This is a genomic window from Hoeflea ulvae (assembly GCF_026619435.1).
Classification (GTDB): domain Bacteria; phylum Pseudomonadota; class Alphaproteobacteria; order Rhizobiales; family Rhizobiaceae; genus Hoeflea; species Hoeflea ulvae.
In genome coordinates this window covers 4,106,641-4,133,599 of the sequence record NZ_JAOVZQ010000001.1, presented here as the reverse complement: position 1 = coordinate 4,133,599, position 26,959 = coordinate 4,106,641, and the positions used below count along the sequence as shown (strand labels likewise).

General features: G+C 63.7%; 21 protein-coding genes and 1 pseudogene. 13 read left to right on the top strand and 9 right to left on the bottom strand.

All coding sequences use genetic code 11. From position 1 onward, the window contains the following. Positions 1-33: 33 nt before the first annotated feature. The 3 genes from OEG82_RS19700 to OEG82_RS19690 form a co-directional block, all read right to left on the bottom strand. A complete protein-coding gene (locus OEG82_RS19700) occupies positions 34-1,131 on the bottom strand; it encodes a carboxynorspermidine decarboxylase (protein ID WP_267615017.1) in 1,098 nt (365 codons plus the stop codon). Positions 1,132-1,367: 236 nt separating this feature from the next. After that, complete coding sequence (locus tag OEG82_RS19695; RefSeq protein ID WP_267614061.1) at positions 1,368-2,360, bottom strand: IS110 family RNA-guided transposase; 993 nt, start codon at positions 2,358-2,360, stop codon at positions 1,368-1,370. A 1,119-nt stretch (positions 2,361-3,479) separates the two neighbouring features. Further along, positions 3,480-3,794, bottom strand: coding sequence for a GIY-YIG nuclease family protein (locus OEG82_RS19690; RefSeq protein ID WP_267614060.1), 315 nt, complete (start codon positions 3,792-3,794; stop codon positions 3,480-3,482). A 1,377-nt stretch (positions 3,795-5,171) separates the two neighbouring features. Between OEG82_RS19690 and leuA the strand changes: the two genes are divergently transcribed. From leuA to OEG82_RS19675, 3 genes are all read left to right on the top strand, one after another. Beyond that, positions 5,172-6,881 (top strand): 2-isopropylmalate synthase, encoded by a 1,710-nt coding sequence (leuA, locus tag OEG82_RS19685; protein WP_267614059.1) that lies wholly within the window; start codon positions 5,172-5,174, stop codon positions 6,879-6,881. Between the two features lie 71 nt (positions 6,882-6,952). Next, positions 6,953-7,729, top strand: a complete 777-nt coding sequence (locus tag OEG82_RS19680) for an alpha/beta fold hydrolase (protein ID WP_267614058.1) — start codon at positions 6,953-6,955, stop codon at positions 7,727-7,729. A gap of 132 nt (positions 7,730-7,861) precedes the next feature. After that, positions 7,862-8,605, top strand: a complete 744-nt coding sequence (locus OEG82_RS19675) for a hypothetical protein (RefSeq protein WP_267614057.1) — start codon at positions 7,862-7,864, stop codon at positions 8,603-8,605. On the opposite strand, the gene OEG82_RS19670 is transcribed toward OEG82_RS19675, so the two are convergent. Next, the gene (locus OEG82_RS19670) at positions 8,598-9,503 is read right to left on the bottom strand and encodes a metallophosphoesterase family protein (protein WP_267614056.1); all 906 of its coding nucleotides are present in this window, start codon (positions 9,501-9,503) and stop codon (positions 8,598-8,600) included. The two genes, OEG82_RS19675 and OEG82_RS19670, sit on opposite strands and share 8 nt — an antisense overlap. On the opposite strand from OEG82_RS19670, the gene OEG82_RS19665 reads away from it, so the two are divergent. The 3 genes and pseudogenes from OEG82_RS19665 to OEG82_RS19655 all read left to right on the top strand — a co-directional run bounded on the left by OEG82_RS19665 (position 9,471) and on the right by OEG82_RS19655 (position 11,942). Further along, entirely contained in the window at positions 9,471-10,049 is a 579-nt protein-coding gene (locus tag OEG82_RS19665; protein ID WP_267614055.1) for an NUDIX domain-containing protein, read from the top strand. The two genes, OEG82_RS19670 and OEG82_RS19665, sit on opposite strands and share 33 nt — an antisense overlap. 209 nt (positions 10,050-10,258) lie before the next feature. Then, positions 10,259-11,184: pseudogene (locus tag OEG82_RS19660) on the top strand (ABC transporter ATP-binding protein). Further along, on the top strand, positions 11,181-11,942 hold the full coding sequence (locus OEG82_RS19655; RefSeq protein ID WP_267614054.1) for an ABC transporter permease: 762 nt from the start codon (positions 11,181-11,183) through the stop codon (positions 11,940-11,942). Before OEG82_RS19660 ends, OEG82_RS19655 begins: the two are co-directional and overlap by 4 nt. 81 nt (positions 11,943-12,023) lie before the next feature. On the opposite strand, the gene OEG82_RS19650 is transcribed toward OEG82_RS19655, so the two are convergent. Beyond that, positions 12,024-13,013 carry a glutathione S-transferase family protein gene (locus OEG82_RS19650; RefSeq protein ID WP_267614053.1) on the bottom strand — a complete coding sequence of 330 codons (990 nt, stop codon included), beginning with the start codon at positions 13,011-13,013 and terminating at the stop codon, positions 12,024-12,026. Positions 13,014-13,242: 229 nt separating this feature from the next. Between OEG82_RS19650 and OEG82_RS19645 the strand changes: the two genes are divergently transcribed. From OEG82_RS19645 to ggpS, 4 genes are all read left to right on the top strand, one after another. Then, positions 13,243-13,749, top strand: coding sequence for a GNAT family N-acetyltransferase (locus tag OEG82_RS19645; RefSeq protein WP_267614052.1), 507 nt, complete (start codon positions 13,243-13,245; stop codon positions 13,747-13,749). A 151-nt stretch (positions 13,750-13,900) separates the two neighbouring features. Then, the gene (locus OEG82_RS19640) at positions 13,901-15,028 is read left to right on the top strand and encodes an NAD(P)H-dependent glycerol-3-phosphate dehydrogenase (protein WP_267614051.1); all 1,128 of its coding nucleotides are present in this window, start codon (positions 13,901-13,903) and stop codon (positions 15,026-15,028) included. Then, complete coding sequence (locus OEG82_RS19635) at positions 15,025-15,807, top strand: HAD family hydrolase (RefSeq protein ID WP_267614050.1); 783 nt, start codon at positions 15,025-15,027, stop codon at positions 15,805-15,807. The genes OEG82_RS19640 and OEG82_RS19635 overlap by 4 nt, the downstream gene beginning before the upstream one ends. Positions 15,808-15,810: 3 nt before the next feature. Then, entirely contained in the window at positions 15,811-17,304 is a 1,494-nt protein-coding gene (gene ggpS / locus OEG82_RS19630; protein WP_267614049.1) for a glucosylglycerol-phosphate synthase, read from the top strand. 124 nt (positions 17,305-17,428) lie between these two features. Here ggpS and OEG82_RS19625 read toward each other — a convergent pair whose 3' ends face one another. From OEG82_RS19625 to OEG82_RS19610, 4 genes are read right to left on the bottom strand one after another with little or no spacing between them, the layout of a single operon-like run. Then, the gene (locus tag OEG82_RS19625; protein ID WP_267614048.1) at positions 17,429-19,489 is read right to left on the bottom strand and encodes a hypothetical protein; all 2,061 of its coding nucleotides are present in this window, start codon (positions 19,487-19,489) and stop codon (positions 17,429-17,431) included. Between the two features lies 1 nt (position 19,490). Further along, positions 19,491-22,301, bottom strand: a complete 2,811-nt coding sequence (locus tag OEG82_RS19620) for a DUF4159 domain-containing protein (protein ID WP_267614047.1) — start codon at positions 22,299-22,301, stop codon at positions 19,491-19,493. Further along, complete coding sequence (locus tag OEG82_RS19615) at positions 22,298-23,215, bottom strand: DUF58 domain-containing protein (protein WP_267614046.1); 918 nt, start codon at positions 23,213-23,215, stop codon at positions 22,298-22,300. The genes OEG82_RS19620 and OEG82_RS19615 overlap by 4 nt, the downstream gene beginning before the upstream one ends. A 4-nt stretch (positions 23,216-23,219) precedes the next feature. After that, positions 23,220-24,233: an AAA family ATPase gene (locus OEG82_RS19610; protein ID WP_267614045.1), complete on the bottom strand. Its 1,014-nt coding sequence runs from the start codon at positions 24,231-24,233 to the stop codon at positions 23,220-23,222. Between the two features lie 116 nt (positions 24,234-24,349). On the opposite strand from OEG82_RS19610, the gene OEG82_RS19605 reads away from it, so the two are divergent. Genes OEG82_RS19605 through OEG82_RS19595 form a run of 3 tightly spaced genes read left to right on the top strand, consistent with a single transcriptional unit; the run spans position 24,350 to position 26,873 of the window. Then, positions 24,350-24,970 (top strand): DUF1285 domain-containing protein, encoded by a 621-nt coding sequence (locus tag OEG82_RS19605; protein WP_267614044.1) that lies wholly within the window; start codon positions 24,350-24,352, stop codon positions 24,968-24,970. Further along, positions 24,967-25,626 carry a CoA pyrophosphatase gene (locus OEG82_RS19600; RefSeq protein WP_425497602.1) on the top strand — a complete coding sequence of 220 codons (660 nt, stop codon included), beginning with the start codon at positions 24,967-24,969 and terminating at the stop codon, positions 25,624-25,626. The genes OEG82_RS19605 and OEG82_RS19600 overlap by 4 nt, the downstream gene beginning before the upstream one ends. Continuing rightward, the gene (locus OEG82_RS19595; RefSeq protein ID WP_267614043.1) at positions 25,623-26,873 is read left to right on the top strand and encodes a CCA tRNA nucleotidyltransferase; all 1,251 of its coding nucleotides are present in this window, start codon (positions 25,623-25,625) and stop codon (positions 26,871-26,873) included. The genes OEG82_RS19600 and OEG82_RS19595 overlap by 4 nt, the downstream gene beginning before the upstream one ends. Positions 26,874-26,959: the final 86 nt, after the last annotated feature.

Genomic DNA, 26,959 nt, shown 5'->3' with positions numbered 1-26,959 from the left:
GGGACTAACTCCTGTGTCCAATCGTCAGATGCCTTACGAGAGGCTGTGTTCGAAATCCGCGTAATCAAACTCACGGACCGTTCTGATGCTGCCATCCAGCTCGCGGATGGCGATTGACGGCATTTGCACGCCGTTAAACCAGTTCTTCTTGACCATTGTATAGCCAGCGGCGTCCTGAACCGAAATCCGGTCGCCGATCTTCAGTTCGTTCGGGAAATCGAACTCGCCAAAGATATCGCCGGCGAGGCAGGACTTGCCGCAGATCATGTAACGGTGATCGCCGCTGTTTGGTTCGATCTTGGCGTTTTCGCGGTAGATCAAGAGATCCAGCATATGGGCCTCGATCGACGAGTCGACGATGGCCAGGTCCTTGCCATTGAACAGCGTGTCGAGCACGGTGGTTTCCAGCGTCGTCGATTTGGTGATCGAGGCTTCGCCGGGCTCGAGATAGACCTGCACGCCATACTCGCCGGAAAACCGCTTCAGCCGTTCGGCGAATTGCTCGAGCGGATAATCCGCGCCGGTGAAATGGATGCCGCCGCCGAGGCTGACCCATTCGGCCTTTTTCAACAGCGGTCCGAACTTTTGCTCGATATTGCCGAGCATCTGGTCAAACAGGGCAAAATCGCCGTTTTCGCAATTGTTGTGGATCATGAAGCCGGAGATCATCTCCATCACCGGCTCGACCTTTTTCAGGTCCCATTCGCCCAGCCGCGAAAACGGCCGGGCCGGGTCGGCCAGATCGAAGGTGGAGGACGAAACGCCGGGATTGAGCCGCAAGCCGCGAGTGATGCCGTCGGCGCGGCCGGCAAAGCGGGTGAGCTGGCCGATGGAATTGAAGATGATCTTGTCGGCGTGGGAGACGACTTCGTCGATCTCGTGATCGGCATAGGCCACTGAATAGGCGTGGGTTTCCTTGCCGAAGCGCTCACGGCCGAGCCGCACCTCGTTGAGCGAGGACGAGGTGGTGCCGTCCATGTAATCGGCCATGAAATCGAACACGCCCCAGGTGGCAAAGCATTTGAGCGCCAAGAGCGCCTTGGCGCCGGAGAGTTCGCGCAGCTTCGCGATCTTCTCCATGTTGATCAAGAGCTTCGACTTGTCGATCAGATAATAGGGGGTCTGGATCACGGTCTCATCCATTCTGGTCTTATCCATTCCGGTCTGGGGCATCCTGGTCATGGGGAGGGGCGGCGCATGCAGGCGGTGGGTTTTGACGCGAACCCGGCCCTGCCGGGAGATCATGCGTCAGGGGGAGTTAGGAAACTCCGCTGTCATAGGCAAGGGCTGATGCGGGTTTTTGGCGAAAAAGGGGCTGGGCGATGCGTGTCACGCCAGGTCGGGGACAGCGACTGTCTTGGTTCAGGTTACGACATTTGTGCGTTTGTATCCCTCCATGGCTGGCCTGACTTGCACATCTGATTGAGGATGATGAGCATTTTCCGGATGACGGCGATGAGGACGACCTTGCCCGGTTTTCCCTTCTTCTTGAGCTTGTCGTGATATGCCTTCATGGCGGGATTGAACCGGATGGCGACAATGGCAGCCATGTAGAGCTGGCTTCTGAGCCATGACCTGCCGCCCTTGATCCTTCGAACGCCGCGCAGGGCGCCGCTGTCATGCGCCATTGGGGCCACCCCGACCAGAGCGGCAATCTGTCCGCGGTTGAGCTCGCCCAGTTCAGGCAGTTCGCCAACGAGGCTTGCGGCGACCTTCGGACCGATGCCCTTCATCGACTGCAGCAGGGTAAAGCGCTGCTTGAGTGTGTCATCCCGTGCGATTTCGGTTTGAATGTCTGTCATGACATCGTTCTGTTCGCGCCTGAGCCAGTTGATGTGCACCTGACAGCGTCGTTTGAGCCTTGCGTCGCTCATCGCCTGCATCCGGTTGGTCTCCATGACGATCATCTTGGCAAGCTGGCGGCGGCGGTCATTGAGCCCGGCAAGTGCGGAGTTCTTTTGCTGTGCCAACGACTTGACGCGCGGGTTGGCCTTCTGGCCGTGGAGTGCCAGCATGAAGGCGTCGATCTTGTCAGTCTTGGCGAGTAGCCCCAGACCTTGGGCGAAGCGGCGCGCCACCAGCGGATTGACGACGGCCACCGGCAGGCCGTTCTCGGCAAGCGCGATTGCCAAAGCCTGTTCGTATCCCCCGGTTGCCTCCAAAACGATGGCCCTGACCGGATACTTGCTGCTCAGCCTGACGATCTGCTCAAGCCCCTTGGGCGTATTGGCGAAGCGGTCACGCAGGGGCGTCTGGTCGGTACCGTCACCGATGAGGCACAGGTCCAGCCAGGCTTTGGAGACGTCGATGCCGATCCATGCGGATGGCGTTTGAAATGAAGCAGTGTTTGGGTGTAACATTGAAGCGGCCCTTACTCATGGTTCGAGCTCGGGATGTCGGTCAAAACATGGCCCGGCTCATGCGACTGTTCGGGTTCAAAAGAGCAAGGCGGTGCGGCCTCGCTGTCCCCCGATCTGTCGGCAAAACCGCCGCCGATCCGTTTACATAGGGTCTGCACCGCCTCATTGCTCTGCGGCCATGCTACACCAAGGCCAGCAAACACAGAATGTCAGTCAGAAATCCCAATTGCTGCGACATGAGTTTACTTTCGGCAATGGAGGTTCTTTTGGGCTCGGTGCCGAAAGTAAACTGTCCCCTGACTGGACGCCAAATCCCCCCGCGCGCGAAAAATCCGCCGGCGGGTTTGGATCATCGTCAGGTCCGGAGGGCCGCGTGCGGGCTTTGCCTCTGGAAATGTAAAAACGGTGGCGCAGCTCGCGCGCGGCCCGAGTATCGCCGGATGATGTCCGCATCCGACAGACGGCGCCTCGCACTCCCGGGATGTTACCCCCGTCCGGATTGCTCCGGCCGCAGCCTGGACCGGCCGCGGAAGTGGTTTTCGGGGTCCGGCACGGACCCTGACGCGCCGCTTGGGCGCGTCATGTCCGCCACAGGCCCGGACCGGATGTTACCGTTTTCTGCCGCTGAGGCGGCTTGACGAAAACGGGTGCCGGCCCGGTGGCTGGCTTTGCACGGCCGAACCCGGCCGCCCGCCAGCGGAACCCCGATGGCCTCCGCCTCCTTTTGCGACCTGCCGCACGTTACGCCAGATCCGCAAAAGGCCTTCCTCCCGCCTGGTCCAACGTTCGCGTTCCATCCGGCAGCGGGAGCGGACGAAGTATGGCATGGGGGCGGATTGTGGGGATGAAAAGGGGGCGGGTTTTGGGTAAGGGGTTGGGATTGTTGGGGAGGAAGGTGAATTTTGTGCACAATGATCCCCTCACACCCCGTCATGCCGGACCCCGATCCGGTATCCAGCAGGCGAGCGTCCGCGAGCCGGAAGACACTTTTCGACCAGCACGCAGAAGAGTCTCTCACCGCGCAGACGCGCGGTGGCTGGATCCCGGATCAAGTCCGGGATGACGGGGGAAGGGGTCAAGGCTGACGGGGGAGGGGTGCGCGCCCTAAGTGCCGATAGCTCAAAGACCGTGGAGAAAATGGGCGATGTCGTCCCAATCCGGGTTCATGGTCTCGATCAGATCGATCTTCCATCTCCGGGGCCAGTTCTTGATGGCTTTTTCGCGGGCGATTGCGTCGGTGACAAGGTCATGTTCTTCGAACCAGACCAGAGTTTTGACAGCGTATTTCGAGGTGAAGCCCGGCGTCAGATTGTTCTGGTGCTCATACAGGCGGCCGGGCAGGTCGCTGGTCACGCCGGTGTAGAGCGTGCCATTGCGCCTGGATGCGAGGATATAGACATAGCCCTTCCGCATGCCGCCATGATTGCATGACATGCGCCTGCTCGCAAAAGTTTTGAGGGTTGCCGCAAGGGGGTGCACTTGCCACCCGGTGATGCCTGATTGTTTGACGCCCATCTCGCCTCCGTCATCCCGGCCTTGAGCCGGGATCCAGCTGGCGAGCGTCCGCGAGCCGGAGGACGCTATTGTGCTTGTGTCGAAGGAGTCTCTCACCGCGCAGACGCGCGGTGGCTGGACCCCGGATCAAGTCCGGGGTGACGGGTGGAGGGGATGCCGATGAACGCGGCATTGGTGGCAGCTGCGACCATATGATCTGATATCGGTGATGGAGAGCCGAAAGTATTTTTGAGGGGATGGAGGACGGATTGGACCGTGATTTCCCGGACCTCGTCTTCCCGGCCTTGAGCCGGGATCCAGCGGGCGAGCGTCCGCGAGCCGGAGGACGCTATTGTGCTTGTGTCGAAGGAGTCTCGCACCGCGCAGACGCGCGGTGGCTGGACCCCGGATCAAGTCCGGGGTAACGGGTGGAGGGGATGCCGATGAACGCGGCATTGGTGGCAGTTGCGACCATATGATCTGATATCGGTGATGGAGAGCCGGAAGTATTTTTGAGGGGATGGAGCACGGATTGGACTGTGATTTCCCGGACCTCGTCATCCCGGCCTTGAGCCGGGATCCAGCGGGCGAGCGTCCGCGAGCCGGAGGACGCTATTGTGCTTGTGTCGGAGGAGTCTCTCACCGCGCAGACGCGCGGTGGCTGGACCCCGGATCAAGTCCGGGGTGACGGGTGGAGGGGATGCCGATGAACGCGGCATTGGTGGCAGCTGCGACCATATGATCTGATATCGGTGATGGAGAGCCGAAAGTATTTTTGAGGGGATGGAGGACGGATTGGACCGTGATTTCCCGGACCTCGTCTTCCCGGCCTTGAGCCGGGATCCGGCGGGCGAGCGTTGGCGAGCCGGAGGACGCTATTGTGCATGTCGCGAAAGAGTCACGCACCGCGCGGACGCGCGGTGGCTGGACCCCGGATCAAGTCCGGGGTGACGGGTGGAGGGGATGCCGATGAACGCACTTGGCGCACGGATCCGCGACGGTTGCCTTATTTGCTTGCCATCCCACCCCGCCACGGCTATCTTTTCCCCATGAACCCGTCCACGCGCCCAGTTACACCGTCATCAGCCCGCTTCACAGCGGCGGCGACCTCGCGTGCGCGTCTTGGCGGCCTAGTTCTCGCACTTAGCGGCGATCGTCGGGCTCGGTGAGGAGCGTCCGGCGGTCGAACCCGCTGGCGACGCTGCTCCTCTCGCGACTTTACATTTTTTCCTGAATGCAACATGACGGCTCCAGGCGCCTGATGACGCCGCGTTTGACGCGGCGCCGGGCGATGGGGCCAGGAGACGAGAGACAATCATGACCGCACATATTTCATCCGGACCAAAGGGCATGCCGAAGGCGGCCCAGAAATACCATGCCTATCCTCTGATCGATCTTGCCGACCGGACCTGGCCGTCCAAGCGGATCGAAAAGGCGCCGATCTGGTGCTCGGTGGATTTGCGCGACGGCAACCAGTCGCTGATCAACCCGATGGGGCATGACCGCAAGGCGCGGATGTTCCAGCTGCTGCTCGACATGGGCTTCAAGGAAATCGAGATCGGATTCCCTTCCGCCTCGCAGACGGACTTTGATTTTGCCCGCTGGTGCGTGGAAGAAGGCGGTGTTCCGCAAGATGTGTCGCTGCAGGTGCTGGTGCAGTGCCGGCCCGAGCTGATCACCCGGACGTTCGAGGCGCTGGAAGGCGCGCACCGGCCGATCGTGCATTTCTACAACTCCACGTCCGAGCTGCAGCGGCGGGTGGTGTTTGACAAGGATGTGGCAGGCATCAAGCAGATTGCGGTGGATGCGGCGAAGATGGTCAAGGAAATGGCGGAGAAGGCCGGCGGCGATTTCCGGTTTGAGTATTCGCCGGAAAGCTTTACCGGCACCGAGCTGGAAGTGGCGCTGGAAATCTCCAATGCGGTGATCGACATCATTGCACCGACGCCCGACAACAAGCTGATCCTCAACCTGCCGTCGACGGTGGAAATGGCGACGCCGAATATCTATGCCGACCAGATCGAGTGGATGTGCCGCAACATCAACAACCGCGAAAACGTGCTGGTGTCGCTGCATCCGCACAATGACCGCGGCACCGGCATTGCCGCCACCGAACTGGGGCTGATGGCGGGGGCCGACCGGGTCGAGGGCACGCTGTTTGGCAATGGCGAGCGCACCGGCAATGTCGATGTGGTAGCTCTGGCGCTCAACATGTTCACCCAAGGGGTCGATCCGGAGCTCGACTGCTCGGACATCGAGCGGATCAAGGCGGTGTATGAATATTCCAACGAGATGAAGATCCCGGAGCGGCATCCTTATGTGGGGGAGCTGGTCTATACCGCCTTTTCCGGCTCGCACCAGGATGCGATCAACAAGGGCATCAAGGCGATCCGCAAGGCCAACAAGCCGGAATGGGAAGTGCCTTACCTGCCGATCGATCCCAACGATGTCGGCCGCTCCTACGAGGCGATCATCCGGATCAACTCGCAATCGGGCAAGGGCGGCATCGCCTATATCCTGAAGGAGGATTACGGGCTCGATCTGCCCCGCGCACTGCAGGTGGAATTCCGCGAGGAAATCCAAAAAATCACCGATGAAGAGGGCGTCGAGCTGCCGCCGAAGCGGATCCATGAGAGCTTCATGGAGCTTTATGTCAGCCAGCCCGGCGCGCGGCTGGGCTTTGTCGACCATCACACCCATACCGACCCGGCCAACAAGGGCGTGCGGGTGGTCTCGGCCGAGATCACCGACAATGGCGAGACCAGGCGCATCGAGGGGCGCGGCACCGGGCCGATCGACGGCTTCGTCAATGCGCTTTGCACCTATCTCGGCATCGAGCTGACGGTGGCGAATTATTCCGAGCACTCGATGCAGCACGGTTCGAACGCGGCGGCGATCTGCTACATGCAGATGGAAACGCCGGTGGGCAAGCTCTATGGCGCGGGCGTCAACACCAATATCGTGGCGGCATCGCTGGAAGCGGTGGTGTCGGCGGCCAACCGGGTGCTGGCCGCGCAAAAGGGCTGAGATGAACTGACTGGACCGCCGCGCACTACAAGCGCGGCGGTCTGCTTTTGTGCATGCACGAGGAGATGGCCGTGACCGGACTTCACATGGAATTTTCGGGGCCGGAGGTCGGCACGCCGCTGGTGCTGCTGCACGGCTTTGGCGGCGATCATTCGGCCTGGGATGCGGTCAAGGCGTTGATGCCGGAAACCACCCGGATCATTGCCGTTGATCTGCCCGGGCATGGCGGCTCGCTTGATGCCGAGGGGCGTGGCGGCGCGGGGCGGATGGCGAAGGCGATTCTGGCCGGGCTTGATGCGGCCGGCGTCGGGCGTTTCCACCTGGCAGGGCATTCGATGGGTGGCGCGGTGTCGGCGCTGATGGCGATGCGCGCGCCCGATCGGGTGGCATCGCTGACGCTGGTGGCGCCCGGCGGAATTGCCCGGGAGATCAATGCCGGGCTGCTGGCGCGCTATGCCAAGGCCACGTCGGAAGCCGAGATCCGCGCCTGTCTCAAGGAGATGTCGGCGCCGGGATTCGTTGCCACGGACGCGGTGGTTGAGCATTTCGTCGCCGCCCGGTCGAAGCCGGGACAGCTCGAAGCGCTGAATGAAACCTATCTGGCAATGTTCCCGGACGGGCCCGGTAAGGGGCAGGGCGTGTTGCCGGGTGAGGCGCTTGCCGCGCTGGGGATGCCGGTGGCGGTGATCTGGGGCACCGGCGACACGGTGCTGCCCTGTCCGAAGCCGCCGGCGCTTCCGGCGAATTTTGCCTATAGCGTGCTGCCCGGGCTGGGCCACATGCTGCCCGAGGAAGCGCCCGACGCGATCGTACGGGTGCTGGAACAGGCGCTGGCAACGCCCGACTGAGGCTCCGGCCGCCGGTCTGGCGGGCCAGGCCGCGGCATCTTTACCAATTCGGCATTCCTGGCCGCCGCATTGTCGCCATCAAGACACGGCTGTGGTAACAGGTTGTTAACCAATCCTGTCCGGAAGACTGCCATGACCGACCGTTCCAAACCGCATTCCAATGACCGCCGCCTGGCCGATATCGTCCGCGAAGTCAAAATCGCCGCGGCGGATCGCACCGATGTGGTGGTCGACATCCGCGATGCCGACCGCGCCCGGCTTGAATTGCTGGCCGAAGAGGTGCAGCCGCTGCTCGACGACATCGATCCGGCCGATGACCGCTTTGATTTCGGCATCTCGCCCGGGCTGCAGCCGCGGCTGTGGATCGATTCGGTGGCGCATGTGCATATGGGCCACGACCGGCGGGTGTTCCGCTTTGTCCGTGACACGCGGCTTGGCCGGGTGATCCTGTCCGATACCAGCGACATGGCGGCGACGGCGGATGCGGTCGGACGCTATATCGCCGAACGGGTGATCGAACGGGAACGCATTCTCGCCGGTGATTTCGAGGCGATGAAGGCCTCGGCTTCGTCAAGCCATGGGATGTCGGGTGACGCGGATCAGCCGCAGGCTCTGGACAAGGCCGGCGAGGCCAAGGCGGCCATTGCCGGGGAAACCCCGGCACGGCAGGAGCGCCCGGAAGCAAAGTCCGGCCGCGCGGACCTTATGCCGACCGCTGCTGCCACAGAGCCCTCAGTTGCGGATGAGAATGCCGCCACGCCGAGCCGCGGCGCAGGCTTCGTGCTGGGCGCATCCTGGTTTATTCTCGGCTGCGTTGCCGGATCGGCAGCGCTGGTGGTGGCGTTCTGGGACCGGATCTCGGCGCTGATCAACTGACGGCTGTGCCGATCAGGCCCTGCTGGGCTTCCTCGAAGGCCGATCCCTGATCGGCGATGCGCATGCGGCGATGCACCAGGCTCCAGTTGCCGGGTTCGCCATCGATCTCGAACAGGTTGAAGCCGGCCGCGGGCTTGTTGCCGCCGGGGCCGTTGCTGGCCGAGGCGATGCCGACCACCGGCACCGAGGCGTCCTGGCCGTTGAGATGATACAGCGTGTCGAGATGGGTGTGGCCGTGCAGCACCAGTTCGGCGCCATGTTTTTTCAGCATCTTGGAAAAACGGCCGATGCCGCGCAGCCGCTTGTGCCAGGGGGCGGCGCCGCGCACCGGCGGATGGTGGATCAGGATCACCCGGAACAGGCCGTCCTTCTTGGCCTGGTCGAGCAATTTGCCGGTGGCGCGGGCCTGGCGCCGGGTCAGGTCGCCGGTGGCGACGAAGGGCAGCGTGGCATTGGCCGAGGACATGCCGATCAGCGCCACCGGCCCGCGCTGCCGGTAGCTCGGGAACAGTTCGGCGTCGGGCTTGTCGGTGTCGGAGACCAGCCAGGGCCGCCAGGCGGCCTTGATGCGGGCCAGCGCGCCCGGGACATAGGCATCGTGATTGCCGGGCACCACGGTGGCCCTGTCGGGCTCGAAGCCGGTCTCGAGCCAGAGCCGGGCGGCCTCGATTTCGGTGTTGGTGGCCAGATTGACCAGATCGCCGGTGATGGCGACATGATCGGGCGCTGCCTCGGTGATGGCGGCCAGCACATTCTCCAGCGTGTCGCCAAAAAGCTGCTTGCGGCGGTTGCGATGCCAGTTCACATAGCCGGTGATGCGCTTGGAGGCGAGCTCCTTGAGCGACATTTTCGGCAGGGGACCAAGATGAACATCGGAAATATGGGCCAATCTGAACATGGGGCTAGCAATAGCGATCCGAAGCCCGGCCTGCAACCGGCGGTCTTGCCCGATGACGGCTTTGGCGGACGCCCGCCGGAACTGCGCTCATTCAAGGCGCGGCTGGTGACGCGGCTGATCCATGTCTGGTTCGTGCTGACGCGGTCGATGACGCTGGGGGTGCGGGCCGCCTGTTTCGATGCCGAGGGCCGGGTGTTTCTGGTGCGCCATTCCTATGTGCCGGGCTGGCACATGCCCGGCGGCGGCGTCGAGCGTGGCGAAACACTTGGCCAGGCGCTGGTCAAGGAATTGCGCGAGGAAGGCAATCTTGTGCTCGACGGCGCGGCCGAACTGTTCGCGGTCTATTTCAATCACCGCACCAGCCGCCGCGACCATGTCGCGTTTTACCGCTGCACCGTGCGTCAGACTGCGCCGAAAACGGCTGACCGCGAGATACTTGAGGCCGGGTTTTTCGCGCTGGATGCGCTGCCCGACGGCGTGACAGCTGCGACACGGCGGCGGCTGGCGGAGCTGGCGGGGGAGGCGCCGGTTGCGGAAGATTGGTAAGTTATGGCTTACTTGAATTCAGGGCTTCACTGCTGACAGTTCCTGACCGCAGTGCCGGTAATGTGGTTGTCAATTGTGGCTCTGGCGCGCTTGCGCTCTTGAACGCCGTCAATTCCTGCTTAAATTCCATCGACTGCACTTCTGAATTACGGGTCCGCATGGGTTGCATGAGTCTGCAGCCGAACACCCCGCTTTATGAAAAGTAGATCATGTCTCCCATCCTTTCGATCCAGAATCTTTCAAAAAATATGACAGCGGCTTTGAGGCGCTGAAGAACGTCAATCTCGATATCGAGGAGGGCGAGATCCTGGCGCTGCTTGGGCCCAATGGCGCCGGCAAGACGACGCTGATCTCGATCATCTGCGGGCTGGTCAATGCCACCTCCGGCACGGCCAAGGTCGGCGGCTTCGATGTGGTCGATGATTTCCGCCAGGCCCGGTCGCTGATCGGGCTGGTGCCACAGGAGATCGCGCTGGAGCCGTTCCAGACGGTCACCAATGCGCTGCATTTCTCGCGCGGGCTGTTCGGCAAGCGCAGGGATTCGGCGCTGATCCGCAGCATTCTGGAAAAGCTGTCGCTGTGGGACAAGCGCGACACCAAGATCGTGGAACTGTCGGGCGGCATGAAGCGCCGGGTGCTGATTGCCAAGGCGCTGTGCCACGAGCCGCGGGTGCTGTTTCTCGACGAGCCGACGGCGGGCGTCGATGTCGAATTGCGCAAGGAAATGTGGGAGGTGGTGCGCCAGCTCAAGGCCGATGGCGTCACCATCATTCTCACAACCCATTATATCGAAGAGGCAGAAGCCATCGCCGACCGGATCGGCGTCATCCGCAGCGGTGAATTGCTGCTGGTGGAAGACAAGGACACGCTGATGCAGCGGATGGGCAAGCGGCAGATGCGGATCGAGCTGATGGAGCCGCTCGATGCGATTCCCGAAGCGCTGAACGCATACAATCTCGACTATAGCGCGGATGACCAGACGCTGACCTATTCCTACGAGGCCAATGGCGAACGCACCGGCATCGCCTCGCTGTTTGCCGATCTGAGCAAGGCCGGGCTGATCCTGCGCGATGTCGAAACCAGGCAAAGCTCGCTTGAGGATATTTTCGTTGGACTGGTGGAGGACAAGTCATGAATTTCCAGGCTGTCAGATCCATCTATTCCTTTGAAATGGCGCGGTTCTTCCGCACCCTGTCGCAGAGCCTGATCTCGCCGGTGCTGTCGACCTCGCTCTATTTCATCGTCTTCGGCGCGGCGATCGGCTCGCGAATCCAGGAAGTCGACGGTGTCAGCTATGGCGCCTTCATCATTCCCGGGCTGATCATGCTGTCCCTGCTCACCCAGAGCATTTCCAACGCGTCCTTCGGGATCTATTTCCCGAAATTTTTGGGCTCGATCTACGAGCTGCACACCGCGCCGGTGTCCTTCCTGGAGATCGTGCTCGGCTATGTCGGGGCTGCGGCGACGAAATCGGCACTGATCGGGCTGGTGATCCTGGCGACGGCGACATTCTTCGTCGATTTCAGTGTCCTGCATCCGGTGGCGATGCTGGCCTTCATGCTGTTGACCTGCGTCTCGTTCAGCCTGTTCGGCTTCATCATCGGCCTGTGGTCGAAGAATTTCGAGCAGCTGCAGATGGTGCCGCTCTTGGTGATCACACCGCTGGTGTTCCTGGGCGGCAGTTTCTATTCGATCTCGATGCTGCCGCCGTTCTGGCAGACGGTGACCATGTTCAACCCGGTGGTCTATCTGATCTCGGGTTTCCGCTGGGCCTTTTTCGGAATCAGCGACATCAATATCGGGCTCAGCCTGGCGATGATCGCGCTGTTCCTGTTCGCCTGTCTCGGCATCATCTGGTGGACCTTCAGGACCGGCTACAAGATCAAGACCTGATCCTGTCACTTTCGTGCAAAAAAGGCGCGTCCGGTTCGGGACGCGCCTTTGGTGTTTTCAGGGCTTGTCTGCCCGCCGGTCTCAGGCCGGCTCGTGGATATGGTCGCGGCCATGCGGGGCCTCGAGATCGAGCTCGGGCCCGACCGGGACGATGCCGGTGGGGTTGATGGTGTCATGGCTGCCGTAATAATGGTTCTTGATGTGATCCATGTTCACCGTCTCGGCAATGCCGGGGATCTGGTAGAGTTCGCGCAGATAGCCCGACAGCGCCGGGTAGTCGGCAATGCGGCGGATGTTGCATTTGAAATGGCCGACATAGACCGGGTCGAAGCGCACCAGCGTGGTGAACAGCCGCCAGTCGGCCTCGGTCAGCGTGTCGCCGGTGAGGTAGCGGTTTGACGTCAGCCGCCGTTCCACCATGTCGAGCGCACCGAACAGCGCATGGACATTTTCCTCGTAGGCCTCCTGGGTGGTTGCGAAACCGGATTTGTAAACACCATTGTTGATGTTGGTGTAGACGATCTCGTTGATCTCATCGATCTCGGTGCGCAGCTCTTCGGGATAGTAGTCCGGGGAAGGGGCGGCAATGGCGTCGAAGGCCGAATTGAACATCCGGATGATTTCCGAGGATTCATTGGAAACCACCGTGCCGGTCTGCTTGTCCCACAATACCGGCACGGTCACGCGTCCGGAATAGTCGAATTTGGCTGCGACATAGACCTGCCAGAGGTAATCCTTGCCGCCCAGATGATCGGCGGTGCCGCCGTCGCGGTCGCGAAATTCCCAGCCGTTCTCGCCCATGTGCGGATCGACAATGGAGACCGATATCGCCTCTTCCAGCCCCTTGAGCTTGCGGAAGATCAGGGTCCGGTGCGCCCAGGGGCAGGCGAGCGAGACATAGAGATGGTAGCGCCCGGCTTCGGCCGCAAAGCCGCCGGTGCCGGAGGGTCCGGCCGAGCCGTCGGCCGTCACCCAGTTGCGAAACGCCGCTTCCGAGCGCTTGAATTGGCCACCTGTCGATTTCGTGTCGTACCAGACGTCCTTCCAGACGCCGTCAACCAGCATACCCATGATCAGTCTCCTTTGATCCAAGACATAAGGCCGAATTTGAAAAAAGCGAAGGATGCGGGTGTGAACGGTGCGTTTTGCATTGGACGACAGCCGCGGGCTTTGCTATGGCCGAGCGACCAGAAGGAAATCCGGATGCCCGTAACGGCCTTGCGACGACGCTGAACAGACTGCCAACGTGCTTTTCGCGCGCGCCCTTTCACGTCTTGTCGATTTTTTCCGGAATATCATCATGCCCTTCCAGGATATTGTCTTTCTCACCGAAGACGCGTCTCACGACGCGGCCATCAACCTGATCAATGAAGAAGCCTTCGGGCCCGGCCGGTTTGTCCGCTCGTCCGAGCGCGTGCGTGAACAGGGGCCGCATGACCGCCGCCTGTCCTTCATTGCGGCAGACCGGGGCGAGACCATTGCCTCGGTGCGGCTGACACCGGTGTTTGCGGGCAGCGTTGCCGGGCATCTGCTGGGGCCCCTGGCGGTGCGGCCTTCGCACAAGAATCGCGGCATCGGGAAGGAGCTGGTGCGCATTGCGCTGGCTGCGGCCGAGACCAGCGCAAGCCAGGCGGTGCTGCTGGTCGGCGATCCGCCCTATTATGCGCCGCTGGGCTTTGCCCGGACAAGGCCGGGCGCGCTGGCCATGCCCGGCGTCTTCGACCCGCACCGGCTGCTGGCTGCCTGTTTCGGAGCGGTCGAGGCGCTGGCGCTGGAAGGCGAGATTCGCCACCGCAACCGCGGCTGATGCGCTGCCGGCATGGCCGTCAAAGGGGCGTGACACCAAAAATTTGGAGAGGCTGCAAAGCCGCTACCTGCCTGGGTTTCGGGGTGGCAGCGGGTGCGCTGCAGCGGAGTTGCGGTTGCGCTGCAGCAGAAAGGACACTAGATAGAGGCATATGATTTATCCAGGCACACAAGCCAACGACTTCTCCGCTTCACCCGTTCCATACACCAAGGTCTGCGTTATCGGGGCAGGCGCATGGGGAACCGCACTTGCTTCCGTGGCGCGCCGCGCCGGCCGCGAGACTGCTCTGTGGGGACGCGATCAGGCGACAGTCGAGGCGATCAACACCCGTCGTGAAAACCCGAAATACCTTCCCGGTATCGGATTGCCCCACGGGATCTGCGCAACCACCGACATGGCCGAGGCGCTTGATGGCGCGGACGCGGTGCTGCTGGTCACGCCGTCGCGGACATTGCGCGACATCTGCGTGCAGATGCAGCCGCATCTGGGCAAGAATGTCCCGATCGCGCTGTGCGCCAAGGGGATCGAGGCCGGCAGCGGCTATCTGCTGAGCGAAGTGGCCGCGCAGATCCTTGACGGCCACCAGATCGGGGCGCTGTCGGGGCCGACATTCGCCACCGAAACCGCGATGGGGCACCTCACCGCCGCAACGGTAGCTTTTCAGTTTTCCTATTCGGACCGGCTTGATACGGCGTCGAGCCCGGCAACGCGGCTGGCGCTGTCGCTCGGCTCGGAGTTCTTCCGGCCCTATATCACCGATGACCTGGTCGGCGTTGAAGTCAGCGGCGCGATCAAGAATGTCATCGCCATTGCCTGCGGCATGATCACCGGCGCCGGCTATGCCGAAAATACCCGCGCGGCGCTGATCGTGCGCGGCATGGACGAGATGAAGACGCTGGCCGATGTGCTGGGCGGCCGCCGCGAGACGGTGACCGGACTGGCCGGCGCTGGCGACCTGATCCTGACCTGCTCGTCGCAGACCTCGCGCAACATGTCGCTGGGCGTGCAGCTCGGCAAGGGCATTGCGCGCGAGAACTGTTTCGAGGGCAGGCCGGTGGTGGTCGAGGGCGAAGTCAATTCGATCTCGGTGATGGACCTGGCCCGCCGGATGAACATCAAGCTGCCGATCTGCGAAAGTGTGTTCCGCATCCTGCACCAAGGCGCCGATGTCCGGGAAACCTTCGCAGATGTCTGGTCGCAGCCGATCGAAGGCGAACGCCGCGGCCTGGCCATATCGATCGATCACCCCGTCGCCATTGCAGCAGAGGCAATCCAATGACCACAGCCCCGACACACAGCGACGGGTTGCACACCCGCAAATTTGTTCTCGCCACCGATCTGGACGGTACCTTTCTCGGCGGCAGCGACGCGGAGCGCGCGCGGCTTTATGACTGGATCGAAGCCAATCGCGACACCGTCGGGCTGATCTTCGTCACCGGCCGGGACCCGAAATTCATCGGCGATCTGTGCCGCGACCGCGGCGTGCCGTGGCCCGATTATGCCGTCGGCGATGTCGGCACCACCATTGCCACGGTGTCTCCGGAGACCGGTGTGGCGCCGATCGAGCATCTCGAGGCCGAGATCGCGGCGCAATGGGGCAATGCCGGCGACACCGTGCGCGCGCGGCTTGACGGCCATCCCGGCCTGACGCTGCAGCCCACCGATTTCCGCTATCGGGTCAGCTATGATATTGATGCAGACAGTTTTGATGCCTCCGCCTGGGACATCGTGCTGGAAATGGGATTTCAGCCGCTGATCTCGGACAACAAATTCTTTGATGTGCTGCCGGATGGCGTCAGCAAGGGGCCGTCGCTGCGCCGGCTCGTCGCGCATCTGGCAATTCAGCCGGAGCGGGTCTTATGCGCCGGCGACACACTCAACGATCTGTCGATGCTGGAATGCGGTCTGCCCGCAGTCGCCGTCGGCAATTCGGAACCGGAACTGGTCAAGCGCGTTGCTCACCTTGAGCACCTGCACATGGCGCAAGCCCATGGCGCGGCAGGCATTCTGGAGGCAATCCGTGTCTTCAACATGCATGACCTACCAGAAGGATATTGATTCATGGCCAGCGATCTCGTCATCGTTTATCACCGTCAACCCTATGAAGAGGTTGAAGAAAACGGCAAGATCGTTTTCCGGGAAAACAAGAGCCCGAACGGCATTGTTCCGACGCTGAAGGGCTTTTTCGGCCGTGTCGACAAGGGCGCCTGGATCGCCTGGAAGCTTGCTGAAGATGCTGCCAATCCGGAGTTCGAGCGGGTCATCGAGATCGAGGACAGCTATGGCAAATATTCGGTCACCCGGCTGCCGCTGACGCCCGACCAGGTGTCGAGCTTCTATCACATCACCTCCAAGGAAGCGTTCTGGCCGATCCTGCATTCCTTCAAGGAACGCTACAATTACGACCCCGTCGACTGGCCGACATTCCGCGAAGTCAACTGGGCATTCGCCGAGGCAGCCGCAGCGGAAGCGGCGCCGGGTGCCGTGGTCTGGGTGCATGACTACAATCTGTGGCTCGTGCCCGGCTATCTGCGCAAGCTGCGGCCGGATGTGAAGATCTCGTTCTTCCATCACACGCCGTTTCCCGCGGCCGACATGTTCAACGTGCTGCCGTGGCGGCGCGAGATCGTCGACAGCCTGCTGTCTTGCGACGTGGTCGGGTTTCACATTCCGCGCTACGCGGTCAATTTCGTCCATGTGGCGCAGAGCCTGCTCGAAGTCGGCAATGTGGTGCGCAAGGACGTCAATCCCGATTTCGTCTGGGAAGGCACTGCGCTGTCGGACCGACGCGTGCCGGAATCGGTTCAGTATCAGGGCCGCACAATCCGCATTTCCAGCGCGCCGGTGGGCATCGACTGGGATTTCATCCAGGAACGCGCGGCCTCCGAGGAGACCCGCGAAAACGCCGTGGCGATCCGCTCGGAACTGGGCGATTGCAAGCTGATCCTGTCGGTCGGCCGCACCGATTATACCAAGGGCGGCGTCCAGCAGCTCGAAAGCTATGAACGTCTGCTGCAGGCGCATCCGGAAATGCACGGCAATGTGCGGCTGATGCATGTCTCGGTCGGCGCCAATCGCAGCATGGCAGCTTACGAGGAAATCCAGGGCGAGATCGAACAGGTGGCGGGCCGCATCAACGGCACCTTCGGCTCGTTCGAATGGCAGCCGGTGGCGCTGATCTCGACGGCGGTGCCGTTCCGGGATCTGATCGCCTATTATCAGCTGGCCGATGTCTGCTGGATCACGCCGCTGGCCGATGGCATGAACCTGGTCTGCAAGGAATATGCCGCTGCGCGTACCGATGGCGACGGCGTGCTGGTGCTGTCGGAATTTGCCGGAGCGTCGGTGGAACTGTCCTCGGCGGTGATCACCAATCCGTTCTCGCACCGCTCCATGGACACGGCGATCGAGCAGGCGCTGGCGATGCCCGAAGAAGAGCGCCGCCACCGGATGGCGATGCTGCGCAACACGGTCCAGCGCTATGGCATCAAGGCCTGGGCCGAAGACCAGATGAGCTATTTCAGCGACGAAGACGTGCTTTCCGAAGCCAGCTGATCTGGCGCTTTGCAGAGATGCGGGGACTAAGGCACGTTGCAGTCAATTTCATTGATGTAATGTGCTTCAGGCTTTTGTTCCGGCGCGTGTTGCAAATACCGGTTCCCACTTTTCGCAGCACGCTTTAGCGGCCCTCGCGGAACCATGTGGCGCCCAGCGCCATAATCATCAGCGCCAGTCCCAGAAATCCGCCAAACAGCGGCAGCGACCGCACGCCCTTGAGCACGCTTTCATTGCTGGCGCGCAGGCCCATGCGGCTGCCGGCATTGACGGTGGCGGCCCGCGTCGGCAGGATCTGCGGCAAATTCGAGGCCTCGGCATTGACCCGCGTGGTCAATCCGCCGCTGTCGGACGAGATCGGAGCGATCACCTGAGTGGTCGAGACCGTGGCGCGAAATTCGGGCGCGTCCACCGCGCCGACATGGGCCAGCGCTCGCAAGTCGCCCGAGGTGACTTCCACCAGTCCGGGCTCATCCAGCGTCACTTCAGCCGTAAACAGGCCATCGCCGGCAGGCGTCAGGGTGATGTCGCGCATTTCGCCCGAGGGCAGCATGATGGTGGCGGGGCCGGTGCTGTCGCCCATGGTCTGGCGCTCGACAATCAGCGTGCGGCCGGTGGCAGAGGCGCGCAGCGCCTCCTCTTCAAGCGAGGGTTCCTTCATCAGCCAGTGGGCGATGCGGCGGTAGAGCGCCACATGCGGGCCGCCGCCTTCAAAGCCGCGGGCCCAGAGCCAGCCGTGATCGGACAGGAGCATGGCGATGCGGCCTTCGCCATAGCGGTTGAGTACCAGCAGCGGCTCGTCATTGGCGCCGTTCATCACCACGTCGCCGATGGTGTCGGTGACGCCGACGGTGCGGAACCAGCGGCCCCATTGCGGCGGCTCGTTGGTGCCGCCGGGCAAAGCGCGGGTCACCGGGTGGCGCTTGCCATCCATGGAGAGGCGCGGGTAATAGCCGGCTTCGGAGACTTCGCCGGTCGGAAAGGCCGGAAGGGCCGGCGCTAGCGGGGTTTCGGCAATGGACTCGATGCCCGCAAGTTCAGGACCGGCAGCGACCAGCAGCGCGCCGCCATCTTCGACATAGCGGGCAATGTAATCATAATAGAGCACCGGCAGCACGCCACGATTTTGGTAGCGGTCGAAAATGATCAGGTCGAATTCGTCGATCTTCTCGATGAACAATTCGCGGGTCGGAAAGGCGATCAGCGACAGTTCGGCGATCGGCGTTCCGTCCTGTTTTTCCGGCGGACGCAGGATGGTGAAATGCACCAGGTCGACCGAGGCGTCGGATTTGAGCAGGTTGCGCCAGGCGCGTTCACCGGCATGCGGCGCGCCGGACACCAGCAACACCCGGAGGTTTTCGCGGATGCCCTCGATCAGCGCCACGGCATGATTGTTGGCGGCCGTCACCTCGCCGTCGATCACCTCGACAGAGAATTCGACGATGTTCTCGCCGCCGCGCGGCAGCTTGAGATTGAAGGAAGATTCCTCGCCCGGCACGGCGGTTTCGGTGGTAATCCGCTCGCCATTGACCCGCACCGTCACGGCCATGGGTCCGGAGGCCGCGGCGCCGTCCTCGCTGACGCGGTAGACGATTTCCTGTTCCTCGCCGACAATGCCGAAGCGCGGGCTGCGCACCACGTCGACCCGCCGGTCAATCTCGTTCTCGTCGCCGACGATCAGCCCGTGCAGCGGCGCGTCAAGGCCGAGTGCCGAGAGCGAGCCGGGCACGTCATGGACCTGGCCGTCTGTAATCATCACAGCACCTGCGAGACGCGAGCTCGGCACATCGCGAATGCCAGAGGCCAGCGCCTCGAACAGCCTGGTAGAGGGCGATTGCGCGTCGGGATCGGTGACGGCCTCGATGACCCGCAATTCGAAGGCCGGGTAGCGGGCAATCCGCTCGCTGAGCGCCTTCAGCGCCGCATCGGTGCGGGCGGTGCGGTCGAGGCCCATCTGGCTGGGGCTGCGGTCGACAACGACGGCGACGATGCTGGTGACCGGTTCGCGGTCCTCGAAATTGGCGACGGGGTTGGCCAGAGCCAGAACCAGCGCCGACAACGCCAGCGCGCGAAGGGCGGCACCGCGCATGCGTTTGATGATCGCCCAGCCGACAAGCACAAGGGCTACCAGGGCAAGCGCCAGGATCAGCGGCAGCGGCAGAAGCGGGTCGAAGGCCAGACTCATCTTATTGTCCCAACCGTTCAAGCAGTGCCGGAATATGGACCTGATCGGCTTTGTAATTGCCGGTCAGCATGTACATGACGATATTGACCCCGGCGCGGTAGGCATATTCGCGCTGCCACGGATCGGCAGGCACCGTCGAAAACATCGGATAGCCACTGTCATCAATGGCCCAGGCGGCCGCCATGTCGTTGCCGGTGATCAGGATCGAGGAGACGCCATCACCGCTGCGGGCCGGGCGTTCGGCCGGATTGTCGGAATCAGGCGTCGCCTCCACCCACAGGGGTCCGTCGGCATAGCGACCGGGGAAAGTGTCGAGCAGAAAGAAGGATTTGGTCAGCACGTGATCGGACGGCACAGGCTCGAGCGGCGGAATGTCGAGACTGGCGAGAATCTGCTGCAGTTTCAGGGTCAAGACACTGGAGCCGCCGCCGAGATCGATGATCCGGTCGCGGGTGTCAAACAGCACCGTTCCGCCGCTCTTCATATAGGCGTCGATCCGGCTGATGGCGGCAGGCGTGGGCAGGGCAGCGTCCTCGCTCATCGGCCAGTAGATCAGCGGATAAAGCGCCAGCTGATCGGTCTCGATGTCGACGCCCATTGCCGAGCCGGGCTCGAGCGCGGTGCGGCTCGCGAGGTAGCGCGACAGGCTGTCGAGACCGTAGCGGCTGGTGGTGTCGGCTTCCTCGTCACCGGTGATCACATAGGCGAGGCGGGTTTCGTCGAGGCTTTCGAGCAGTTCGGCATCGCCGGGCTGGGTATCCTGGGCGCGGGCGCTGCCGGGGGCCGAGACCAGCATTGCCGAGAGACCTGCGGCAAATAGAAAGGCTGTGGCTGCCTGGGCAGGACGGAACCCCTTGCGGCGGAATGCGCCGTTGAGCAGCAGCACGATCAGCGTATCGATCAGCAAGGCCAGAAGGGCTGCGCCGAACAGCCACGGCCTGAAATCAACCGCGCTGTCGCGGCTCAATGGCGCACGGGTGACGGGGACCTCGAATTCGGGGATGGCAATCGCCTCGAGACCGTCGTTCTGGTCAAACAGGTTGAGCGCCACGAAACCGTCCTCGACGCCGTACAGGCCCGGAGGATTGTCGCGGCCGACGCGCGCCACGGCGCCGGCGGTGAGATCGAGCGGCTTGGCGTCGCCGCTGGCCGGCACCAGGGCGCCATTGGCGTCAAGCAGGCGCCAGGGCGGCAGAATGCCCGATCCGGCTTCGCTGCCGCCGGCAACGGCGCGGGACAATTGCACCACGCGGCGCAGCATGTCGACGAAATGGCCGGAGATCGGCAGGTTCGACCAGCCGGCCTCGGCGGTGACGTGAAACAGCACGATGCGGCCGGCGCCACGTTCGGCGGCGGTGACCAGCGGGGTCCCGTCGGCGAGGCTCGCCCAGGTCCGCGCCGCCAGATCGGCGGAGGGTTCGGCCAGCACCTGACGGCTGACGGTGACATCGCGCGGCGTCGGCAAACCGGCAAACGGGCTGGTGGCGGGATAATCTGCCAGCGATTGCGGCTCGACCCAGGACAGGGCGCCGCCCAGTTCGCGTTCGCCCTTGCGCAAGAGCACCGGCGCCAGTGGGTCGCCGGCAGGCGCGGCAGCGAGCCGCGGCCCGGCAAAGCGGATCAGGGTGCCGCCATTTTCGATCCAGTCATTGAGCGGCTTGCTGACATCTTCGGGCAGGATGCCGATATCGGCCAGAACCATGACCGCCGGGGCCTGGGCCAGAAGTTTCGGGATTGCCGCGGACATGTCGGCGCTATCGGCTTCGATCAGGTCGGCATAGGGCGAGAGCGCACGGTTGATATAGTAAAGCGGCGAAAGCAGCGGCTGGGCGATGTCGGCGGCTTCGCCCGAGACCAGCGCCACCCGGCGGCGGCGGAAACTGTCATCGAGCAGCCGCACCGAGCCGGCGGTGTCGATGCCGGTCACATCCAGCCGGGCGATGTCGTTGCGGATTTCAAACGGGGCGGAGATCGTCGCCGTGGCTTCGCTGTCGCCGGCCTCGAAGCTGAGCGCGCCCGAGGAAATCTCCCGGCCCTTGCTGTCGCGGGCGGTCAGCCTGTGGGTTTCGGCACTGGCGCTGTCGAGCCGTCGGGCGGAGATGCTGAGCGCATCGGCGCCATTGTCGGCATGGGTCAGCGCCAGCGCCTGGGCATCGTCGGCGCCGATGATGCGGATGGCCGAAGGTTCGAGCATGGCCAGCTGGTTGAGGGCCTGGGTGGCGTCCGCGGTATCGACGCCATCGGTCAGAAAAGCGACGGTGCCGGGCCGGGTCTGGCCCAGGGCGGCAACCAGGGCGGTCATCGCCGCGCCGCGCTCGGGCCGCAATGGCTGCGGCCTGGCGGCGCGCAACTGTTCGCGGGCGCGCTCGAAGGTGCCGGGCGTGGCGTCATGGCGGCGATCGGCGGTGAAGACGATCGCGACCGGGATGTCGAGATCCTCGGCTTCGCCAATCAGGATGTCGGCGGCCTCGGTGCGGGTGTCCCAATCGGGCGCGCTGGCCCAGCCATTGTCGATGACAAGAGCCAGCGGTCCGTCAACCGACAGCGCCTTGTCGCGCGGATTGAGCACGGGTTCTGCGAGCGCCAGGATCACCAGGGCTGCAATCAGCAGTCTTAATGCAGTAAGCCACCAGGGGCTGCGCGATGGTGTTTCCTCGGTCTTGAGCACAAGCGCGAGAATGGCCAGCGGCGCGAAGGGTTCGGCCTGCGGGCGCGGCGGGGTGAGCCGCAAGAGCCACCAGATCACCGGCAGGGCAAGAAGGCCGAGCAGGATGGCCGGCGCGCCGAAGGCGATGGGCAGGCCGGCGATCATGCCGAGACTTTCCTGGGCGCGGTGGGGATGCCCGAGAGATGAACATGGGCCGAGGCCAGGGCTTCGGAGGCCAGCCGGTCGGTGCTGTGGGCGAGATAGGTCCAGCCCAGCCGCCGCACGCCCTCTGCCAGGGTTTCGCGGCGCGCCAGCCAGGCCCGGCGGTAATCGGCGCCAATGGTTTCGGCGCGACCTGCCACCAACTTGGCGCCGGTTTCGGGGTCGCGGAACTCGGTGCGGCCGGCATAGGGGAAGCTTTCTTCCGCCGGATCGGAGACCTCGATGGCGTGGCCGCGGATGCCGCGCTTTGCTGCCGGTCCGATGCAGCGGTCAAGCGCGTCGCCCGGGTCGAGAAAATCGCTGATCAGCACAATATCGCTCATCCGTCCGACCTGGCCGAGGTCGGGCAGGCCGGTTTGCGCAGGCGCATGCGACAGCGCCAACGCCAGGCGTTCGGCGGCATTGCGCGAGGCGACCGGGTCCATCACACCGGGGCAGCCGATGCGTTCGCCGGAGCGCGACAGCACTTCGGCCAGCGCCAGCATCAGCACCAGCGCACGGCTTTCCTTGGCGACCGGCGCCGCATCGGACTGGTAGAGCATGGAGGGCGACTGGTCGGCCCAGAGCCAGATGGTGTGGGCGGCTTCCCATTCGCGGTCGCGGACATAGAGATGATCGTCGCGGGCGGATCGGCGCCAGTCGATGCTTGAGAGCGATTCGCCGTCGACATAGGGCCTAAACTGCCAGAAGGTTTCGCCGGTGCCGCGCTTGCGGCGGCCATGCCAGCCGGCGATCACCGTGTTGGCGACACGCCGCGCTTCGGCCAGGCAATCGGGCAGCAGGGCGGCGCGTTGGCGTGCACGGGCCAGCGCATCAAGCCGCAGGGTCGGCTGGGTGAGGTGGCCGATCGGGGCCATCAGGTCACCCGGCTTTCGGGGCGACGAGCCCGGCTATGACGTCGCGGATGCCGATGCCTTCGGCGCGGGCGGCAAATGTCAGCGCCATGCGGTGCTGCAGGATCGGCTCGGCGAGCGCCCGGACATCGTCGATCGAGGGCGCAAGCCTTCCATCGTAAAGCGCGCGGGCGCGGGCGCAGAGCATCAAAGCCTGGCCGGCGCGGGGGCCGGGGCCCCAGGACACGGTTTCATCGACCTTCGCATTGCCATGGCCGGGACGGGCTGAGCGGACCAGTTCGAGAATGGCGTCGACAACCGATTCGGGCACCGGCATCTGCCGGATCAGCATCTGGATCGCGGCGAGGCGTTCCATGGTGATGGCCGGCTTGGCAATGGATTCCGCGGCGCCGGTGGTTTCGAGCAGGATCTGCCGTTCAGCCGCCATTTCCGGATAGGGCACGTCGACCTGCATCAGGAACCGGTCAAGCTGGGCTTCGGGAAGCGGGTAGGTGCCTTCCTGCTCCAGCGGGTTCTGGGTGGCCAGCACATGGAAGGGGCGAGGCAGGTCATGCGGCGCGCCGGCGACGGTGACATGATATTCCTGCATCGCCTGCAGCAGCGCTGACTGGGTGCGCGGCGAGGCGCGGTTGATTTCATCGGCCATCAGCAATTGCGTGAACACCGGGCCCGGCACGAAGCGGAACGAGCGCCGTCCGGTCTCGTCCTGGTCCATGACTTCGGAGCCCAGAATATCGGACGGCATCAGGTCGGGGGTGAACTGGATGCGGTTGCTGCTCAGTCCCAGCACGGTGCCGAGCGTCGACACAAGCTTGGTCTTGGCGAGGCCGGGAACACCGACCAGCAGCGCATGGCCGCCCGACAGAACCGCCAGCAGGGTCTGTTCGACGACGTTCTCCTGGCCATAGATGACCTCCGACACCGCCTTCTTCACGGCGGAGATATCGGCGAGCGCCTGCTCGGCGGCCGCAACCGCGGCATTGGCGTCAATCGGCTGTTCGACAGTGTCGATGCGTCCCATGGGATTCTCCGCGCGTTCCTGTTCCAAGCTGCCAAACAGCTTATTCCACCCTGAAAGGCTGACAAGAGCAGTTCGGTTGACTATCTGGTTACCTATACTCATAGCTGGACAGGACAATGGCAAAAACAAGGATCACCGAGAAAACAGATGCCGCCGGTCTCGCGGCGCTGATTTCGCGCGCCCAGGCCGACCGCAATGCCGGAAAGGACGGCTTGCCGCCGGTTGAGCACTGGAATCCGCCCTATTGCGGCGATATCGACATGGAAATCCGTGCCGACGGCACCTGGTTCTATATGGGGACACCCATTGGCCGGCCGGCGCTGGTGCGGCTTTTCTCGACGGTTCTGCGCGCCGACGAGGACGGCAAGATCTATCTGGTCACGCCTGTGGAAAAGATCGGCATCCGGGTCGCCGACGCACCTTTCCTGGCCGTCGAGATGACGGTAACGGACGAAGACGAGGGCCAGGTGCTGACGTTTCGCACCAATGTTGGCGATGTGGTGCGCGCCGGGCCGGACAATCCGCTGCGATTCGTTACCACCGGCGAGACCGACCAGCTCAAGCCCTATCTGATGGTGCGCGGCCGTCTCGAAGCGCTGGTCAACCGGGCGGTGACCTATGACCTGCTGGCGCTGGGCGAGGAGGCGATGATTGATGGAACAAACATGTTCGTCATCCGCTCGGGCGGTGCGGTGTTTCCGGTGATGCCGATGGCCGATCTCGAGGCGCAGCTTTGACACAGGCACAGCCCGGGCTGCCGCTGCGTTTTGACGCCCAGGGCTTTCGCGACCGCGTGCTCGGGCACGATCCGGAGCGGGCTTTCGGGGCGGAGCCTGCGCATCTGGGCCATGGCGACCATGTGCTCAACCCGGATCTGGTGTCAGGTCTTGCGGGGGTGACATTGCGCGAGGCGGCGGTGCTGGTGCCGGTCACCGATGCCGGCCCCGAGGCGCAGGTGATCCTGACCCGGCGCGCCACGGCGATGCGCAAGCATTCGGGCCAGGTGGCCTTTCCCGGCGGCTCGGTGGATCCCGAAGACGGCAGTGTCGAGATTGCCGCGATGCGCGAGGCCGAAGAGGAAATCGGGCTGGACCGGAGCTTCGTCGAGCCGATTGGCCGGCTGCCGATCTACATGACCACCACCGGGTTCCGGATCACGCCGGTTCTGGCGGTGGTGCGGCCCGGCTACAGCCTCGTTGCAAATCCGGACGAAGTCGACGCGGTGTTCGAAACGCCGCTGTCCTTCCTGATGGACCCGGCCAATCACCGGCGCGAAAGCCGCGTCTGGGACGGTCTGGAGCGGCATTATTATGTCATGCCCTATGGCACACACCATATCTGGGGTGTGACTGCCGGGATCATTCGCACCATGTATGAAAGGCTCTACGCATGAGCACCGCTGCAAGCGTCGCCGCAGAATCCTGGTTCAAGGACCCGGCTCTTGTCCGGATCTTTGCGCTGCTTAATGCCGAGGGGGAAGAGGTGCGGGTGGTGGGCGGCGCTGTTCGCAATGCGCTGATGGGACTGCCGGTGTCGGACACCGACCTGGCCACGACCTGGGCGCCGGAGCAGGTGATGGCACGGGCCAGGGCGGCCGGAATCCGGCCGGTGCCGACCGGCATCGACCATGGCACGGTGACGCTGGTGATCGAGGGCCGCGGCTTCGAGATCACCACGCTGCGCCATGATGCGGAGACCGATGGAAGGCGCGCCAAGGTCAATTTCGGGCGTGACTGGCAGGTTGACGCCGAGCGGCGGGATTTCACCATCAATGCGCTCTATGCCGACCAGAGCGGTACGGTCATCGACCTGGTGGGCGGGCTGGACGACGTCGAGACCCGCACCGTGCGGTTTATCGGCAATGCGGATGACCGCATCCGGGAGGACCATTTGCGGATCCTGCGCTATTTCCGCTTCTTTGCCCATTACGGCAGCGGCCGGCCCGATGCCGCCGCGCTGAAAGCCTGCGCGCGGGCGCGCGACAGCCTGGCAAAGCTCTCGGCCGAGCGGGTGTGGAAAGAGCTCAAGCGATTGCTGGAAGCCCGCGATCCGGGACGGGCGATGCTGTGGATGCGCCAGGCCGGCGTGCTGACTGCGGTGCTGCCCGAAAGCGAGAAATGGGGCATTGATTCCATCGGCGGCCTGGTGGCGACGGAGGCGGCGCTCGACTGGGAGCCGGACCCGATGCTGCGGCTGATGGCGATCGTGCCGCCGGATGCGGAGCGGATGCGCGCGCTGGCGGCGCGGTTGAAGATGTCGCGGGCGGAGGCCGACCGGCTGGCAAACTGGGCCGCGGCGCCGGTGGTCCAGCCAACGATGGCGATCACCGCGCTGGACCGGCTGTTGTACCGGTACGGCGCCGCCGCGCTGATCGACCGGATAAGGCTGTCGCTGGTGTCGGCCCGGACCCGCACCGAGACCGACAGCGCGGCGCTGACCGATGCGGCCGGCCACAGCCGCCATCTGGCGCGTGCGCTCAACTGGCAACGTCCGCAATTTCCGGTCGCAGGCGCCGACCTGATTGCCAGGGGAATGTCGCCGGGCCCGGAAATGGGCGCGCAACTGGCGGCACTGGAAGAACGCTGGATCGACAGCAATTTCGCCCTCGACAAGGCGGCCCTGATGGCCGGGCTCGATTGAGCCGAAGCTGCCAGGCTCCTGGCTGATGCCATGATGGCGCCGGCGTGATCGTCTCGCGGCCAGGCGGGCGCCCGATGCTGCGGCAG